The organism is Rhodohalobacter sp. 614A, from assembly GCF_021462415.1.
Classification (GTDB): domain Bacteria; phylum Bacteroidota; class Rhodothermia; order Balneolales; family Balneolaceae; genus Rhodohalobacter.
The window spans coordinates 2,005,828-2,024,011 of sequence record NZ_JAKEDS010000001.1; the positions used below are offsets into that span (position 1 = coordinate 2,005,828).

At 42.8% G+C, this 18,184-nt stretch carries 15 protein-coding genes; 2 read left to right on the forward strand and 13 right to left on the reverse strand.

Features of this window, described 5'->3' with window-relative positions; all coding sequences use genetic code 11:
- Positions 1-6 precede the first annotated feature (6 nt).
- On the forward strand, positions 7-2,346 hold the full coding sequence (locus tag L0B18_RS08205; RefSeq protein ID WP_234571177.1) for an ABC transporter permease: 2,340 nt from the start codon (positions 7-9) through the stop codon (positions 2,344-2,346).
- 186 nt (positions 2,347-2,532) lie between these two features.
- On the opposite strand, the gene L0B18_RS08210 is transcribed toward L0B18_RS08205, so the two are convergent.
- Genes L0B18_RS08210 through L0B18_RS08220 form a run of 3 tightly spaced genes read right to left on the reverse strand, consistent with a single transcriptional unit; the run spans position 2,533 to position 5,688 of the window.
- Positions 2,533-3,429: a sugar phosphate isomerase/epimerase family protein gene (locus tag L0B18_RS08210; RefSeq protein WP_234571179.1), complete on the reverse strand. Its 897-nt coding sequence runs from the start codon at positions 3,427-3,429 to the stop codon at positions 2,533-2,535.
- Between the two features lie 23 nt (positions 3,430-3,452).
- Positions 3,453-5,162, reverse strand: coding sequence for a GMC oxidoreductase (locus tag L0B18_RS08215; RefSeq protein WP_234571182.1), 1,710 nt, complete (start codon positions 5,160-5,162; stop codon positions 3,453-3,455).
- A 4-nt stretch (positions 5,163-5,166) separates the two neighbouring features.
- Complete coding sequence (locus L0B18_RS08220; protein ID WP_234571184.1) at positions 5,167-5,688, reverse strand: gluconate 2-dehydrogenase subunit 3 family protein; 522 nt, start codon at positions 5,686-5,688, stop codon at positions 5,167-5,169.
- 227 nt (positions 5,689-5,915) lie between these two features.
- Between L0B18_RS08220 and L0B18_RS08225 the strand changes: the two genes are divergently transcribed.
- A complete protein-coding gene (locus tag L0B18_RS08225) occupies positions 5,916-6,911 on the forward strand; it encodes an LLM class flavin-dependent oxidoreductase (RefSeq protein WP_234571186.1) in 996 nt (331 codons plus the stop codon).
- A gap of 116 nt (positions 6,912-7,027) precedes the next feature.
- On the opposite strand, the gene L0B18_RS08230 is transcribed toward L0B18_RS08225, so the two are convergent.
- From L0B18_RS08230 to L0B18_RS08275, 10 genes are all read right to left on the reverse strand, one after another.
- Positions 7,028-10,378, reverse strand: coding sequence for an efflux RND transporter permease subunit (locus L0B18_RS08230; RefSeq protein ID WP_234571188.1), 3,351 nt, complete (start codon positions 10,376-10,378; stop codon positions 7,028-7,030).
- A gap of 19 nt (positions 10,379-10,397) precedes the next feature.
- Positions 10,398-11,441: an efflux RND transporter periplasmic adaptor subunit gene (locus L0B18_RS08235; RefSeq protein WP_234571189.1), complete on the reverse strand. Its 1,044-nt coding sequence runs from the start codon at positions 11,439-11,441 to the stop codon at positions 10,398-10,400.
- Positions 11,442-11,457: 16 nt separating this feature from the next.
- Positions 11,458-12,993, reverse strand: coding sequence for a TolC family protein (locus L0B18_RS08240; protein WP_234571191.1), 1,536 nt, complete (start codon positions 12,991-12,993; stop codon positions 11,458-11,460).
- The gene (locus L0B18_RS08245; protein ID WP_234571193.1) at positions 12,990-13,643 is read right to left on the reverse strand and encodes a TetR/AcrR family transcriptional regulator; all 654 of its coding nucleotides are present in this window, start codon (positions 13,641-13,643) and stop codon (positions 12,990-12,992) included. Before L0B18_RS08245 ends, L0B18_RS08240 begins: the two co-directional genes overlap by 4 nt.
- A gap of 301 nt (positions 13,644-13,944) precedes the next feature.
- Positions 13,945-14,415, reverse strand: coding sequence for a GbsR/MarR family transcriptional regulator (locus tag L0B18_RS08250; protein WP_234571195.1), 471 nt, complete (start codon positions 14,413-14,415; stop codon positions 13,945-13,947).
- A 106-nt stretch (positions 14,416-14,521) separates the two neighbouring features.
- Complete coding sequence (locus L0B18_RS08255; protein WP_234571197.1) at positions 14,522-15,397, reverse strand: hypothetical protein; 876 nt, start codon at positions 15,395-15,397, stop codon at positions 14,522-14,524.
- Between the two features lie 4 nt (positions 15,398-15,401).
- The gene (locus L0B18_RS08260; RefSeq protein ID WP_234571199.1) at positions 15,402-16,223 is read right to left on the reverse strand and encodes a class I SAM-dependent methyltransferase; all 822 of its coding nucleotides are present in this window, start codon (positions 16,221-16,223) and stop codon (positions 15,402-15,404) included.
- 79 nt (positions 16,224-16,302) lie between these two features.
- Positions 16,303-16,503 carry a hypothetical protein gene (locus L0B18_RS08265; protein ID WP_234571201.1) on the reverse strand — a complete coding sequence of 67 codons (201 nt, stop codon included), beginning with the start codon at positions 16,501-16,503 and terminating at the stop codon, positions 16,303-16,305.
- Positions 16,504-17,060: 557 nt separating this feature from the next.
- Complete coding sequence (locus tag L0B18_RS08270; RefSeq protein ID WP_234571204.1) at positions 17,061-17,723, reverse strand: hypothetical protein; 663 nt, start codon at positions 17,721-17,723, stop codon at positions 17,061-17,063.
- 2 nt (positions 17,724-17,725) lie between these two features.
- On the reverse strand, positions 17,726-18,169 hold the full coding sequence (locus L0B18_RS08275) for an RNA polymerase sigma factor (RefSeq protein ID WP_370647537.1): 444 nt from the start codon (positions 18,167-18,169) through the stop codon (positions 17,726-17,728).
- Positions 18,170-18,184: the final 15 nt, after the last annotated feature.

Below are 18,184 nucleotides of genomic sequence, written 5' to 3' on the forward strand. Positions count from 1 at the left end.
GAGATCATGATCAAATATAACTTCTATAGAGCTGTAAAAAATATATTCAGGTTCAGGAGTCATTACATCATTGGAATTAGCGGCCTGGTTTTGGGAATGGCCAGCGCATTGGTCATTACGGCCTGGGTTATACAGGAAATGAGTTACGACAGATTTCATGATCGTAGTGAGTCCATTTATATGGTTACCACCGATATTAAAAATAATCAAGGAGATGATAACCGATTCCCGGAGACGCCACCGCCTCTGTCTGATGCTCTGGAAGAAGAAATACCATCTATTACCAACAGCACTCATTTCGTCTACTTATATGGAGGCCGGGAATTACAGTCAGGCGATGTACGATTCAACGAAACGGGCATTGCTGCAACTTCAAGTTTTTTTGATGTTTTTAATTTTGATTTAGAAACCGGGAACCCAAAATCTCTTGAAGAACCGAATAGTATTTTTCTTACCCGGAATTTGGCCACTAAAATTTTCTCTCATCAAAATCCCATTGGTGAAACAGTGGTATACAATGGGGATAAAAACCTGACGGTAAGAGGGATTCTGAGCAATATTCCAAAAACCTCAAGTCTGAGATTTGAATACCTTATATCCTATACGCTTGAAAATGAAAATCAGGAGGAGTGGTGGCAGTTATCCGATGCGACTTTTATCAAAACCAGGGAAAATGCGGATCAGAATGAAGTGAAAAATCTATCCCAGCAGGTGTTCAGGAAACATATTACGGATGAACAGTATAACTTGAACCTCATTCCAATAACAGATCTGCGATATAAAGCTGATTTTAGTTTTTTTAATGCCGAACACGGCAGTTACAAGAAGCTGTTAACATTGGCGTTTGTAGCTGTTTTGATCTTGGTTTTAGCATGTCTTAACTATACAAATCTTATCTCGGCGTATGCCTATAAAAGAAGAATGGAAGTAATGGTAAGAAAAGTGAATGGAGCCAGCTCAAAGCAACTATTCTACTTTTTTTTGATGGAATCTATCGTGGTTTCAGTTCTTGTGTGGGGATTGGCTGTTCTGGTCTCAGAGTTTTTCAGTTTTGGATTCCAGTCGATTTTGGATGTTGAACTTACACGCTTCTATTTCAACCGTAGTATTTTAATCACATTTCCAATTTCTGTTATACTGATTGGAATCATCTCCGGATTATTTCCTGCAATGCTCGCAAGTTCGATGGAGGCTATAACAAAAACCGGCAGGATGCACGTTAACTCTTTTTTTTCGGGGCGGGTTCGCAATGCATTTATTCTGAGTCAGTTTGTGGTTTCTATCGCGCTTACAATTTCCTGCCTTGTAATATGGCAACAGGTTCATTTCATGGAGAGTTATGATGTTGGATACAAAAAAGAGAACATCATTGAAGTTGTTCTGCCGGATAATCCACAGATAAATCTTGAAATTATCAGGAGTGAACTGCTTGCAGAACCAAACATTACCCAGGTAAGTTTGGCCGGGACTTCCCCGGTGAATCTGCCACCTATTTTTACCACGGAAGGCTGGCAATGGGAAGGCCTCGAAGAAGGCGCGCACACATCTGTATATCGAATTTATGCTGATGAAAATTATGCCGGTCTTTTCGAAATAAATTTGGTTGAAGGGCAATTTTATTCCCCCGAAAAAACAAATGAGAACAAAATTGTGATCAATGAAACGTTTGCCGGACTCATGGGATTTGCAGATCCGGTTGGACGAATAGTAGAACACAACGACAAAAAATATGAGATAGCCGGGGTGATGGAAGACTTTAATTATCAGCATTTGTCCAATTCCATTCAACCGATGGCTGTTCTGTACGACAAATCCAGGAATAAAATATTCATTAAAACGGAAAATATTTCTGAAGATGCGCTTGAAAACATTTCTGATATTCTTACTTCTTTTACCGGTACAACGATCTCCTATTCCCTCGTTTCTGACGAGTTCAGCAAACTCTATTATGGTGAAAACAAAATTATAGAAGCTCTTCTGGCTTTTACATTGTTAACAATTCTATTGTCCGGAATGGGTATGATCGGTATGATTACGTTTACCATTGAAAGAAGAACGAAAGAGATTGCAATTCGAAAAATCAGCGGAGCAAAAATCAGAGAAATCATGATGTTGTTGAATAAGGGAATTGTAAAATGGTTTTTGCTCGGTTTTATAATATGCATCCCATTTACTGTGGCTGGTTTAAACTACTGGCTTGATAATTTTGCCTTTAAAGTTTCCCTGAGTGCCTGGATATTTATTGAAGGAGCAGCCATCATTTTATTAATAAATCTATTGACAGTTAGCTGGCAAACGTGGCGTGCCGCTATTCAAAATCCTGCAAATTCATTAAGGCAGGAGTAGATGATTTTGTGGGTAACACCAGAGTTGAATTTTTGGTTTTTCGGATCCACCCTCCGGCTCCCTCCCTATGACGAAAAGCACGTCACAAGGAGGGAGGGACTTTCGTCAATGGTTGATTTTTTAAAAGCCACTTCTTGTCACGACTGTTTTTTGTCGGGATAGGGAGGGGTTTGGGGTGGGTTTATCCTACATATTCTCAAACTCGTACACATCATCTTTTGTCAGGCTCTTCAGATATTCAATGGTTTTTGGAACCTGGTAGAGAGGATCACTGCTTTCGTCTTCGATAAACATGTAATCAATGCCAATTTCATTCGCAGTGTTGATGATATTTGGGATATTAAGTTCGCCGGTTCCAAGAATTACATCGTTATCTGTGTCGGTGAGGCCGGTATGGTCTTTCAGCGTGCCTTTGCGAAGATCTTTCAGATGAAGGGAAACCCATCGGTCGGGATACTTTTTGAGAAGGTGTTCAGGATTCGCTCCGCCGAAATGAGCCCAGAGAATATCCATCTGGAATTTCACATTGTCGGGATCGGTGTTTTCTACCATATAATCAAACAGGGTTCCTTTGCCATGAGGCTGAAATTCATATCCGTGTGCATGATACATCAAGGTAAGACCGTTTTCTGCCATTACTTTACCAGCCTTGTTGAAAACTTCAACGGCTTCGCTTGCATTCAAAAAATTGAAATTTCCTACTTCATGATCGATCCATGCATTCATCACAAATTTTGCTCCAAGTTCTTTCGCACGGTCGGCTACCGCCTGGGGATTATCACGCAGCTCACCAAACCCTGATCCGGTTGAAATCAATTCCAATCCCCGTTCATCCAGCATTTGGAGATACTCTTCGGCAGTTTGCCCCTGGCCCGGTCCCCCTTCAATATATTTGATGCCCATATCGGCAACGATATCGAGTGTCTCTTCTAATCCCTTTTCAGGAATTACATTCCGGAACGTGTACATCTGAATGCCAAATTCATCGGTGTATATCGGTTCGCCAGAATTTTGGGCAACTGTAAACTGTGTTGTAAGTAGAGTTACAAAAAACGTTATGGTAAGAATTACATTTTTTTTCATAGTAATGATATGGTTGATAGTTTTTAAATATTTCCCTTCTTCAATTCCTCCACAGCATGATTTGCTGCACGAGCGGTCAGTGCCATAAATGTTAGTGTGGGATTTTGGCTGCCGGTCGATGTCATACAGGCACCGTCGGTCACAAAAACATTTTTGGCGTGATGAAGCTGATTCCACTCATTTGTAATCGATGTTTGAGGATCATGTCCCATTCGAACGCCGCCCATTTCGTGGATGTCTGATCCGGGAGGGGAGTTCGAATCTTCCACTTCCACATTAATAAAACCGGCTTTCTCGAACATGGCCGTTTGTTCCCGGATATAATCCTCGGTCATTTTATCATCGTTTTCATCCCACTCACAAGAGACAATCAACTGCGGAATTCCGTATTTATCCGTTTGATCTTCAGATAACCGAACATGATTTTTCTCCAGCGGTACGCATTCTCCCATCATCCAGCTGCTGATGTACCACGTGTCGTTCAGTTCCGGATGCAAGATATTTTCGCGGAGTTCATCGCCTATAGGATTTGTGTCTGTATTTGTACCCCGCCCGGCACTGATTCCAATGGCATATCCCCGAAGAAAATCTGTTTCCTGTTGAAAAACGTTTCGGAATCTCGGGACATATGCATAGGAGGGACGGCGTCCATCGGTTTTCTTATGGCTAAATCCGGGGACCACCGCACCGCCTTTCCCACGATAATTGTGCCAGGAGATATATTTTCCGAGCAGCCCGTTATCATTGCCAAGTCCGTTAGGGAATCGCTGTGATTTGGAATTCAGCAGAATCATATTACTGTTCAGGGCCGAGGCATTCACAAATATGATATCCGCATAAAATTCCACCATCTCTTTGGAATGGCGGTCAACAATTCGAACGCCGGTAACCTTCTCTTTCTCATCATCATAAATAACAGAGTGAACCACCGAATCGGGACGCATCGTCAGGTTTCCGGTTTTCATCGCCCACGGAAGGGTCGAAGCATTACTGCTAAAATATCCGCCCAGATTACAGCCCCGGTTACACATGGTTTGATGGAGACATTTCGCCCGTCCCTGCTCCAGATGAATTTGTTGCGGATCGGTCAGATGAGCACAACGCGCAGCAATCAGGTGGCGGTCATTTCCGTAGTGTTCTTTGATTTTTTCCTTGAAGTAATGCTCCACAACATTCAGCGGAACGGCAGGTTGCACCTCGCTGTCAGGAAGTTCCGGCAAGCCGTCTTTGTCTCCGGCAATTCCGGCAAATTTTTCAACATGATCGTACCATGGTTCAATATCCTTGTATCGGATCGGCCAGTCAATGGCAAAACCGTCACGTGCGGGACCTTCAAAATCGTAATCACTCCAGCGTTGGGTTTGGCGTGCCCAAAGCAATGATTTTCCACCCACGTGGTATCCCCGGAACCAGCGAAATGGTTTTTCGGCAATGTACGGCTGCTCATCATCTTTGAGTTGCCAGTGGAGTGTTTCCATTCGTAAGTATCGGCCGTTGCCGTATCCCGTTCGTTTATCCAGAGGCACAGAACCACGGAATTCAAATTCCCAGGGAGCTTTGGAAGCTGTCGGGTAATCTTCAATATGTTTTACATCCCGTCCCCGTTCCAGGACCAGTGTGTTCAATCCATTCTCGCACAGTTCTTTAGCCGCCCATCCACCCGATGCACCGGAACCGATGACAATCGCATCATACGTTCGTTTATTTTTCGAATCGATATTAAAATTTGCCATTATCCTACGCTTCTACATCCACATTTCCGTTATAAAAACCGGGCATCACACTGTACCCGTAAAAATCCTGCATCACCACTTGTGTGGTTTGAAATCCCCGTATGGTTTCTGCTTTCACCAGGTCGAAGAATTCTTTTTCAGGAGCATGTTCGGAGTTGTTAAAGGTTAGCAGAAATTCCTCCCGTTTTTCCTGCTCACAATCGGTAAAAGATTTTCCGGATGATTCTCCCGCTTTTTCATCCAATTTGGCCAATTGCGATTTGATGTTATCGCGAACCGGTTCTTCATAACATTCATCAAAAAGCCGAATCAAAAATTTATCTACTCCCTGAGGAATCGCACCTAACGAATCTTTTTCCGGCAGAATGGTATCGGCAACGGACGACAGCAATCGTTGTTCTTTGGCGCTAAAAGAAGTTGAACCCGGAACAATCTCCTGCGAGGTCCAGTCCCGTGCGCAGGAGGGGAGAGCTACTAATCCAAGAGTTGCAAAACCGAGCGTCTTCAGAGCTTCACGTCGTTTCATAAAGTTGAGGTTTTGATGAGCGGTTGAACATTGAGGAGAAAATTATTTAAAAGAATAACCCACATTTTTCTCCATCCCGAAACAGATTGAATCAATTAACACAATCACGGTTTAAAAATCCAGTAAACGGGTTTGATGTATCTTGATTTTAAAAGGGCACTAATCTTAAAAAAAGCTTGTTTATTATGAATCAAACAAGCACTTACAAGAAGTTTAAAAGTATAATTATGACGAAAATACCATACTCTGTGCTGGATTTGGCGATTGTGACAGAGGGAGATTCCCTGCGCGATGCCATCCAAAAAAGCAGGGAATTAGCAGTACATGTTGAGGAATGGGGATACACCCGTTTCTGGATGGCCGAACATCACAATATGGAAAATATTGCAAGTTCAGCCACGTCCATTTTATTAGGATATGTAGCGGAAGCAACAAAATCGTTGCGAATTGGATCCGGCGGTGTGATGCTGCCGAATCATTCGCCGCTAATTATAGCCGAACAGTTTGGAACCCTGGCAACCATTTACCCGGGGCGTATTGATTTGGGATTGGGCAGGGCACCCGGTACCGATCAAACCACAGCGAGCGCCATTCGCGAAAACCGGATTCAGGAAGTGCATAAATTTCCGCAGAATGTGAAGCTTCTTCAAACCTATCTGTCATCTGAAAATAAAAAAAGTAAAGTCCGTGCCATTCCCGGAGAAGGTACCGACATTCCACTTTGGATTTTAGGTTCCAGTACCGATAGTGCGTACCTGGCCGCTGAATTGGGACTCCCGTATGTGTTTGCGAGCCATTTTGCTCCGCAACAATTTGCCCCGGCAATCCGGATTTATCGTGAGCATTTTAAACCGTCGGACCAACTCGATAAACCATTTCTCATGCCTTGTGTAAACGTAATCCTGGCAGATACGGATGAGCAGGCTGAATATCTTTCCACATCCATGAAACAGATGATGATGGGAATTGTAACCGGCGAACGAAAACCGATGCCTCCTCCCGTAGATGATATAGAGAAGGTATGGAGTCCCCATCAGAAAATGGCCGTTCAACAGATGCTTACCTATTCGTTTATTGGAAGCCCTGAAACAGTGAAGAAACAGATCTCCCAATTCATAGAAAAAACAGGCTCTGATGAAGTGATGATTGCCTCTTATATCTATGATAAAGATGAGCGGTTGAAATCATATCGTTTGTTTTCCGACATGATGAATGAGTTATAAAAATCACTTAATAAATAGTGAAGGTGAAATAAAAAACCCCTCTCCCGGCCAGGAAGAGGGGTTTAACTTGATCTTAGATGGGAGTTATGTAAAGATCAAGAGTTGTGTTTGGTGAACTATTCACTAACCTTATTGAATTTCTGTTTGAACCATACTTTGGAGTTTACACCGATGTAGTACATGGACGGGACGAGGAACAGAGTCAGGAATGTGGCGAATCCGAGTCCGTAAATGATGGTCCATGCCAGTGGCCCCCAGAAGTCGGCGTTATCACCTCCGAAATAGATATTTGGCTCAAAGCTTGCAAACAGACCGTAGAAGTCAATGTTCAATCCGATGGCCAACGGAATCAAACCGAGAATGGTAGAAGCGGCTGTCAATAAAACAGGGTTTAAACGTGTGGCCCCGCCTTCAATCACAGCCGTTTTCAGGTCGGCTCCCTCATTTCGTACAATGTCGATATAATCAACGAGGATAATTCCGTTTTTCACCACAATTCCGGCAACGGCAATAATACCCATCCCGGTCAATACAACCGAAATATCCATACCGAATGTGGAAAAACCGATGAATACACCGATCAAACTAAATATCACCTGCGACATAATGATTAATGGTTTACCGATAGAGTTGAATTGAGCAACCAATACAAGGAAGATCAATCCGACAGCTGCCACCAGGGCAACCATCAAGAATTGTCCGGTTTCTGCCTGCTCTTCCTGTTCACCGGTCAGGGAAATTTCGTATCCCTGCGGTACTTCAAAATCTTCGAGAGCCTGGCGGATCTGGGTATTAATCTCATTGGCATTGTAGCCGGCCAGCACGTTGGATGATAACGTTGCCACGCGCTCCAAATCAATCCGGTTGATGGCACCGTAACTGGTTTCGAATCGTGGTGTAGCCACAGCTGAGATCGGTATGTAGCCGGTTGGTGTGGCCACAGTCATGTTCATAAGGTTGGTAATATTTGATCGATCTTCTTTCTGCAAGCGCAGTGTTACATCAAATTCATCCTCGTCTACCCGATAGGTGGATATTGGTGAACCCAACAGAGCCGTTCGAATGGCACTACCTACCTGAACATTGCTGATTCCATAACTATTTGCTTTCTCATTATCGATATCTACGATGATCTCAGGATTGGTTACCTGCAGGTCTGATCGCAACTCTTCAATTCCGGCAATATTCTGATCTTCGATATAACTTTTGAATTCATCCGTCAATTCAATCAGTTGAGAAAACTCTTCCCCGGAAATTTCAATATTAATCGGTTTACCAGTTGAAGGACCCGATTGCTCTTTATCAACCGTTATAATCGTGTTTGGAATATCCTGTACATTTTCGCGGATTTCATTCAGAAGATCCTGAGTGGATACGCCATCTCGATCCTGGTAATCCACAAACTCCACACTTACTTTACTTTTTGTGGGAGATGGGGTTGGATCGATACTGCTTGGCGGATTTGCCCCAATGGCTACGTTTGAAATCACCGATTTTACAATGGGATTGTCCTGGCCAACCACTTCATACACGCGCTCTTCAATGAGCCGGTTAACCCGGTTGGTTTCATCCAGGTCTGTACCGGCCGGCATTTCGTTGTACACGTACACAAAATTGGGATCACTTTCCGGGAAAAACACCACTTTTGGAGAAACAATCCCCAGCATGAAAATACTTACAAACAGAAACACAACCGTACTGCCTAAAATAATCCAGGGCCAGCGTCCATTGAGTATAAACTGGATACTGTCGTGATATCCTTTCTGAAGTCTGGGAAGAGCCGATTCATTGAATTTTCGGATCATTGGTTTCAGAACAAATCGTTCAAGCACCCATAATAAATAGATGAAAATAAGAAGGTTGGCGACAAACATTCCTCCTGTCAGGTACAGAAAAATGGCAATAACTCCAACAACTGCGGTTGCAATCCATACAAAACGATTATCATGATAATGCTTTTGTGTGATGTGATCTTCATCATCGTTCATAAATGACACCGCAAAAACCGGGTTCATTATAAGAGCTACCAGCAGCGAGGCTACCAGCGTAAGAATCAACGTAACGGGCAGATACATCATAAATTTACCGATAATACCTCCCCAGAACAGAAGCGGAACAAACGGAGCAATTGTGGTGAGAGTCCCGGTAATAACAGGAAGTGCAATTTCACCCGCAGCTTTTTTGGCGGCTTCGATCTTGCTGAGATCGCCTTTGGTCACATGCCTGTAAATATTTTCAACGATCACAATGGCGTTATCCACAACAATTCCCAATCCCAAGATCAATGCAAAAAGAACAACCATGTTGATGGAAAAATCGATGGGAGGCATCACTGCGAATGCAATCAATGAAGAGAGCGGAATGGCCAGCCCTACAAAGACCGCATTCTGAACGCCCATGATGAACATCAATACCAGCACCACAAAAAAGAAACCGAGAATAACGGTATTAAACAGGTTGGAAACCTGGTCTTTGGTATCCTGAGACCGATCTCCGGTGATGTTGATATGCAAATCTTCCGGGAATTGTGTTCGTTGAAGTTCTTCCACGATAGCTATACTCGCTTCGGAAGTTTCAATCAGGTTACCACCGCTTTTCTTCTTCACATTGATGGTAATTACCGGCTCGCCATTCAAACTGGCGTAACTTTCCCGGTCGGCAAAATCATCTTTAATCTCTGCGATGTCTTTCAGGTAAACTTCATTTCCCTGATTATTTTTGATGATAAGGTTTTCCAAATCACTGGCCTGTTCAATTTCGCCATCCACCCGAACAGATCGTTCCATGGCACCGATATCAAGCTGACCGGCAGAAATGGTCATATTCTTATTGATTACCGCTGTCTGTATATCATTAAATGTAATACCAACGGCCTGCATTTTGTGCAGATCTACATTAATCTGGATTTCCCGCTCTAATGCCCCTACAATTTCAGCTTCGTTTACATCGGTGAGGCTTTCGATCTGATCTTGAATTTCATCGGCAAATTCTTTCAATTCAACCAGGTCGAAATTTCCAAACAGGTTGATGTTAAGAATCGGTTGGTCATCAAGGTTAAAGTCATTGACTTGCGGCTCCTGGGTAAGCTGTGCCGGAAGTTCTACCCGTGCTTTTTCGACGGCATCATTTACCTCTTGCTGAGCAACCAGTTTGTCTTTGCTTGTCTGAAATTCAATCGTAATGATTGAGGTGGCCTGCTTCGACACACTGCTGATTTCATCAATCCCGTCAATGCTTTTTAACTCCTGTTCAATCGGACGGGTAATCACATTTTCGATATCCGCCGGAGAAGCCCCCGCATAAATGGTAACTACATTAAAAATAGGGATTTCCACTTCAGGAAACGACTCTTTCGGCAACGTAACATATGCAAAAACGCCGATGAGTGTTATCAAAACTGTCAGCAAATAAACCGTTGTACGGTTGTTGATTGCCAGACTGGAAAGTTTAAATTCTTTAAAATTCATGTCTTAAATGCTCTTGCAATTAATTTTCTTGAATCGAAATTGGACTGTCATCAGAAAGGTTTGCATACCCGGCTGTGATTAACATATCGCCCGGCTCCAATCCTTCTGTAATGACCTGGTCATTTTCGTAATTATAACCGGTGGTAACTTCTCTGTTTACAGCTACCCAACCGTTTTCGGTTTCTTCAGCAATGAATACAAAGCTTTTATCATTGGCCTGCTGAACAGCATTAATAGGAACCACAATCTGATCATTTTGCGTGATGTCATTAATGCTGACTTTAGCCATCATATTTGGCCGGATATTTTCGCTGTCGTTTGAGATATAAACCTCAATGCCAAATGTTCGGTTTGAAGGATTGATGGCCTTGCTAACCACATCCAGTTTTTTATGAATGGTTTCATCGAGGCTGGGAAAGCTGATTTTTACACTATCGGTTTGTTCAATCCGGGTGATATATGCTTCCGAAACCTGTGCGGTAACTTTCAGTGCGTCTGAATTTGCCAATTGAAAAACCGGAGCTGAAGGGCCAACAGTCTCCCCAACTTTCAGATCCACTCGGTCTACCGTTCCGGAGATGGTAGCGCGGATGGTGTAATTTTCATACTGCTCGGTTAACGTAGCCAATTGATTCTGGGCAGATTCATACTGAGTTTTTGCCTGCAGGAATTCCACTTCAGAGCCAATATTCTTTTCCCGAAGATTTTGCTGTCGTTCGTAGAGTGTTTCTGCCAAATCAAGTTGGGTTTCCACTTCCTGAATCTGGCTGCGGGTAATTTCACCGTCGAGGCGGGCCAGAACATCTCCTTTTTGAACCTGGTCGCCGGTACGAACCAGTATTTCCTCCACAGTTGCAGTGGTTTTTGGGGTAATCATAATTGTTTTATCCGATTCCACAGTCCCCTGGATATTTACATAGTGTTTGAAATCAGAAAGTTGTAGTTCCTGAACATAAACCGGAATTGTTCGGGTGGTTTCACTTTCGCTGTTCTCGGTTTGATCGCCATTACCACAGGCTGTAATCAATAAAAACAGCGACAAGATTGAGAGTTGGAATTTCATAGTTGTAAGGTTCATATTAGTTGAGTTCTATATTATTTTTAATTTCCTGTACATCTTTTCCTACAAAGGGCACCTGGCCAAGAGCCTGATCATATTGTGCTTTGGCATTCAGATAGTTGAAGACTGTTTGCGCGTAGCTATTTTCGGCCTGGCGAAGCTGTAGATCGGCATCGGTTACTTCTGCCTGGGAGCCAACCCCGTTTTGGTATCTTACCAATGCCCGCTCATAACCCTCACGGGCCTGTTCCAAAACGTTTTCTTGAGCTTCAATTGTCTCAAATGCTTGTTCAATCCCCTGCTGTGCCGAGAGAATTTCTTTGCGTGCAGTTTGTTTGGTTTGATTTTCCTGTATTTCCAGATCTTTCAATTGAATCTTTGTTCGCTCGATTGCAGCATCTCGGCTGAAGCCCTGGAATATAGGAACACTCAGGCTCAGCATTACAGTTTGCGAGCGTGCCCGTTGATCTTCCGTCCCAAAGAAATTTGGAGTTCCGGGTTGGGAAGCTGTCCACTGGAGATTGTAGTTCGCAGAAAGCGTTGGCAGATATTGGCTTCTCTGAGCTTTTAATTGCCGGTCTTGTAACTGCTGCTGAACACCAAGGATTCGGAGATCTCCGCGAAGATCAAATGCCTGCTGGGCGAGAAGTGAATCCCGTTCAAGCTGGATAGGTACGGATTTGTCCACTTTTTTGAGGGATTCATTCGCTTCCGATTCAACCGTGGCAGTAAAAATGTTATATGTATTCAACTCGCCTTTCAGGTCAATGGGCAGGTGGAGGGGTAGTCCAAGAATGTCAAGCAGTTCGCGTTTGGCGGTGTTTACTGAAAAACGCGCACCGGTTAATTGCGGTTGCAAATTACCGAGTTGAACTTCCAGTTGGGTGACGGCATAATCATCCACAAAACCCTCTTCATATCGTCCTTGAGTATCATTCAGATTATCTTCAATCCGGCTCATCTGTGCTTCAATCAGGCGAACCTGTTCTTTGGCAATTAATACCTGATGGTACGCCAACCGGGTTTGTGTTACCACTCCCTGTGAGGTCGCCCGCAGATTTTCCGACTGAGCCGCTTTATAAACTTCCGAACTGCTGATTCCCACAAAAGCCTGTCCGCTGAAAATAGTCTGGGAAACGGATAAACCTCCCTGCCAGTTATTGTCCGTACCAAAAGCAACGGGCATTAAATCATTTGGATCCGCTTCGGGATCAAAAATTACGGCCGGAATAAAATTCACCGGTACCTCAAGGTTCCGGGTGTAGTTAGCAGAGGCGGAAACGCTTGGCATCACCTCGCTCCATGCGGTTCGTACTTGTTGATCGGCATCCCGAACGGTAAGCAGTGCCCGTTTCATTTGCGTATTGTTTGCAAGTGCTATTTGAATGGCTTGGGTGAGGTCAATCACGGGGCCATTATTCAAGCTATCCGGCACAGCTGTCGTATTTTGTGCAACAGCTATTTGAGAAGCCATTGCCACAATTATAACCAAGGCAACCGATTTCAAATAAAGGGTGAAAGAGTTAAGATTTATTTTCAAGTGTTTGATATTCATTTCTGTTCAGTTTTTCGATCCGTATCAATTTGATTTAACAGTGCGTCTATAAAAAGTTTTAGCATGCTGTGAATGGTGAGATTGTGTTCATCCATTACTTTGTTTATATGGCTTTGAGTGTTACTGAGGTGAAACTGTAAAATGCCCCGCATAATGAAACCAATTTGGATAGCCAGGATTTTGGGTTCAATCGTAGAGGGTATACTTCCGTCCTGAATGCCGATCTGCAGGGCTCGTGTCAAAACTACGCGGAGTTCACTTTCAACCTCTTCAATGTCTTCAACATCAGTGGGTTCAACCTGACTTGAATGTTGGGCAAGAGCTTTGCTCAGAACCTTTTTTTCTTCCATAAATGCTAAGAAACTTTCCGCCATTTTCTTCACAAGTACAGCTCCCGGTTCATCCTGCTGAATGATTTTCATGAACTCTTCACTCAGAGTCCGGATGCTTTCTCTGCGAATAGCCCTGAAAAGTGCGGATTTATCTTTAAAGTAGAAGTAAAGAGTGCCTTTACTAAGCTCTGCCCGTTCCGCAATTTCGTCCATCGTGGTTTTTTCAAACCCATGCTCTTGAATTGATTCAATGGCGGCGAGCAATATTTGCTCCCTGCGGTTTTCCTGTTTTCTCGATGCCTTATTACTGGTTTTCATTTTTTTTGAATCTCGATTTTTCATTCATTCTTCTGGTGTAATTTTACTAACTGTACTGTCAGTCAATGAATGAGTCATGTCAAAGATATCATTATTTCAATTAGTTTACTAATTAGTAAACAAAGTAAACTTACGAATATTCTATGCTGATGTTGCAGAAAAGGTGATTTTTTTTCTGACAATCTAATAAAAAAGTGATGGTAGCGGTTTTTTAAAGACTTAAGGCAGATTGGCGGACAGGTATGTCTTTAAAAAAATTTTACAGTTTTTTAACTCTCAGTAGAAAAAGAAGAGGTGTATATCAGAAATTGTGTTCTTTTTTGAATTTTTCAATTAATACTGGGAATTCTCTTGAGAGGAATGTGTGAAATTTAAACATCCGATCAAGCCGGTACGGGTCCGTTCCTTTTTTTTCCTTTACAAGTTCCAAAGCCTTTCCGGAGATATCCTTCAGGTCGGTAACCAATTGCATCTGTCGTTCCATAAAATCGGTTACCGACCCTTCTCGAATGCGAAAATAGATTTGCCGTTCTCCTGTAATTCTCACTTTCTCAATCAGGCCCGCTTCAAGTAACATTCGGGTAATATTACTAACGGAAGCCTTACTGATTCCAAGGTTATCCATCAGGTCAGGAAACGACTGATGAGGAGGGTCGCAAATCAAGAGCCAGCCAAGTATTTGCCCATAAATTCGGGGATGCCCAATCTGCTCCATTTTAAGACTGAATTCATCCACAAAATCTATTTTGCTCGCATAACATTCTTCGCTCATAAATATTGATTCCTGATTGAGTATGAAAATTAATTGACGTTATTAAAATAGTGAACAAATTTAAATGTTTGAATTTTGGGAGGATCTTCGGGAAAGAATTTTCTGATCAAACATCAAAATAACTGTAAAGTCCTTCAGCCCGGTACTTGCGCCGTTGCATCATCTCCCGGTTATCAACCAGGTTGGGTGAAGATCCTACGGTTTTGTTGGCATCAAGCAGAATGGCTTCACCGTCAACCACAACATAATCGAATTTACCGTAATCAAAATGCAATTTTTTGCGCATCTCAATGATTTTCGGATGCGGTTCTATCGGGTGTTCCACAACTTCTGCCGTTCCACCGGTTACAATTTGAAATTTGCCCTTTAATCTTGAGCAAGTGATCCGGTCGCCAAGGAAACTCATATATCTCAGACAGTAATATTCGTTTTCACGTTCAGGAATGAATTTTTGAACGATTAAACCGGGATGATAAAAATAATGGCGCGGCACTTTGCTGATATGTTCGTAGATAGGGTAATCATACTGGGATTTTATTCGCGGAGAAAACAGGTGCAAATCGCTGTGGTCAATATCAAAAACGGAAAGAAGTTTATTTTGAATTTTTTTGAGGTAACCACCGCGCCATCTCTCCGGAACACCTGCTGCATTTCTATCCGTTTTTACGATGACCTGGCCATCCCAGGAATCATTGGGACGAAGAAGATTCTGGCTGAACGTAGATTTTTTTATGTTGCTGATTTTCCCGTTCACAGCCACAGGATATTGGCTGGCAAAGTCGAGATAAGACTCCGGAACTTCCGTCAAATCGATATGAACGATGATTAAATCGGCAGGCACAAACCGGTTTATTCCAAACAGGTAGAAAACATCGTGTCCGTCTTCCCTCCAGAGTTGTACGAACTGGTTGATAAGATAGCGCTGCACTGTATTTATATTATCAGTTTGATACATCAAGATTGCAATGTGCCGCTTTTTCATCCGATTACACTTTGCATGTGAGGGTAGGACAGCGTTCTCCCAATTCGTATGCTGGTTCTGTACAGCGTAGTATTTCAAAACCGCTTTCATCCAAAATGGCCAGAATTTCCTGCAGTGTTGGAAAACTGTAAATATCATTCTGTCCGCGATAGGCTTCAATCGTATTAATTTGCTCAACCGGCCATCCACATTTATCTGAAAGCGTTTTACTGCCGGGGCCATTGTGTTCCCATTCCTCCCAAACATCGCCTGTTCGAACACCTGCTCTAGAATCCGGTTGCATGGCCATAAGAAGCCGAAGTTTAAAAACATGAAAGTTGCCGATATTTCCGTTCAGGGCCGCCTCATAAATTTCAGAAGCTTTTTCCTCTTTTTCCGGCCGGGCAAATATTCGGAAAACAAAAATGCCGTCCGTCGTGAGGACTCTTTTTAGCTGTTTCAGTACATCATAATATTCATGAGGAAACCGCAACACGCCAAATGGACCATCACTCACAGCCAGATCGCGGGAGTGCTTTTCAAGGGGAAGATCCAGCCAGTTTCCACACAAAACACCTTCGCCGGGATTTGGATAACCCGGCCAAACGCTGTCAATCATGTGCTGTGATTTGTCCACGGCTAACAAATCGGTTTCATCAGGCCATTTCAGGCGGGCCATTTCTGGTGTAACACCCATCACAAGAGCCCTGAGTCTTTTCTTTTTTGAGGCCACTTCATGAATGCCCCGTTCCATTAATTGATGATCTTCCAGGCATGGCCGCAATGGCGGCCCAACCCGATCCCATTGGGATGATTGGTTGGTCCAAACACCGGTTGATGAATTCATACAAAATGTTTTGATATTAGGCTTAACAGAATGTATATGAAATGTTTTTTAAAGCAAATTTCTTAATATTTAAAATTTCTTAAAGTTTAACTTCCGGGATTTTTGAATCCTCTCCATTCTTGTTTTGTGGTTCAAAGAGCTCAATTTTGATTTCTGTACCATCGTCCTTTTTGTAAACAGGTACAATGGGTATGCCGCCGGTGATGCCGATGCCCAGTGTAGCGAGGGTAATCAGAAACACCAGCCGCAACACACGGAGTGTTTTACTGAATTTCTTCATATTTATACAGGAATTTTGTGAGATTGCCGAAAGGCAAAAATAGTTTTAGAAGGTCAGAGTCTGGGTTAGTGGAGTTGCGTGGCTAACCTATGTGGAAAGAAGAGGGATCTTCATCAGAATTCTGATGAAATATTTTTCTGAACCTTTGAAAAGAAGAGATATGGTGGGAGTAAAACTTTTCCGATAAATCATGAAAAGCTATGGTGAAATGTATTTTATGATGGAGAATGATATTCCCTTCATAATCTCTTGATCTTTTAACAGTTTTAAATGGATGTGAAACCGTAAGTGCCTTGTAGAAGGATACCGGCTGATCATCCTTTGAAGAAACAACCTCTTCAATTTGGCTTGGCAGCGTTTGTCGGGCATTGGCCGGAACAGGGCTTAAAGAAAAAGCAAAACAACTTACCGCTACGAAAAGAGGCATCATCCATTTCAGAGAATTTCTTTCCGGATATATGAATTGCATTATCATAATGCAAGATAATCGAATCTTTGAATTCCTCCTAAAAAGCAGATCCACGACGCCGCAACAATTCCGTGGATCTTTTTTACGATCAGGATTCTTTTTCGAACTCATCAATCTCGTTTAAGAACTCAAGTGCATCATTCACCTGGCTGCCGCTTCCCTGAATCAGCCAGTTCAACCAATCTTTGTCAGCGGTTTTTGGGTTCAATTTCATATGGATCCATCCGGCAACAAAGATCAAACCAATACTGAGTATGCCATTCCAGAGCAGGAATTCCGGTTCAGCTTCTGTCAGTAAATCGATTCCCCAAAAAACCTGAAATCCTACGATAATGAATGCCATATTAAACGGGAGTAACCATCCGGCCATTCGCAGGTTTTTAATGATTGAAATTTTGATATTCATTAAGCTCTTTTGAAGCTGGAGAACCGGCATGGAATAATCCACGCTAAGAATAAGCTGAAGTTTATGAACAGCCCTGGCGCTGGCGATAAATGACCACAATGCCAAAATTGCCCCGGAAACTACGTAATGCCATTTATCCCAATGCGTTGCAGAAAAGTACATAAACCATGATCCTGCCAGGGTGTAGAAAAAGATGGCAATTGATTCCTGCCAAATTAATCCGCTCATTTTTGATTTGGCCTTGTCGAGGCTCACTTTTCTTAACAGTTGGAGATTCAACCGCCGGTTTTGATCCAGTTTCTGTTCAAACCGGTGCCACGTTTGCTGTAAATTTGTAAGTTCCATTGCTATATAGTTTTAAAGTGTTCTTTTAATCTATGTTTAATCCGGTGGATTTTTGTTCCCACGTTGCTCACCGAAATATCGAGTACCTCGGCAATATCTTCGTGGCTGTTTCCATCCAGGTACAAAATCATGATCGCCCGGTTCAGTTCATCCAGGTTTTGAATGAACTGACGAAATTGGAGCACTTCTTTGTCCATCGGCTCATTTTCTTCTTCTTTGATTTCCATGATCTTTTCCGGCATCTGCCCGATGTATTTCTTTCGGGTTTTAGATTTCCTGAAAAAAGAGATGGATACGTTCAATGCCACACGATACATCCAGGTTGTTATTTTTGAATGATGATTAAACCGGTCGTATCCATCCAACAGGTGGTAGATAATTTCCTGGACCAGATCTTCCTGTTCATTCGGATCATCGCAGTAACTGTTAACCACCTTGTAGATAATTCCTTTGTTTTGCTT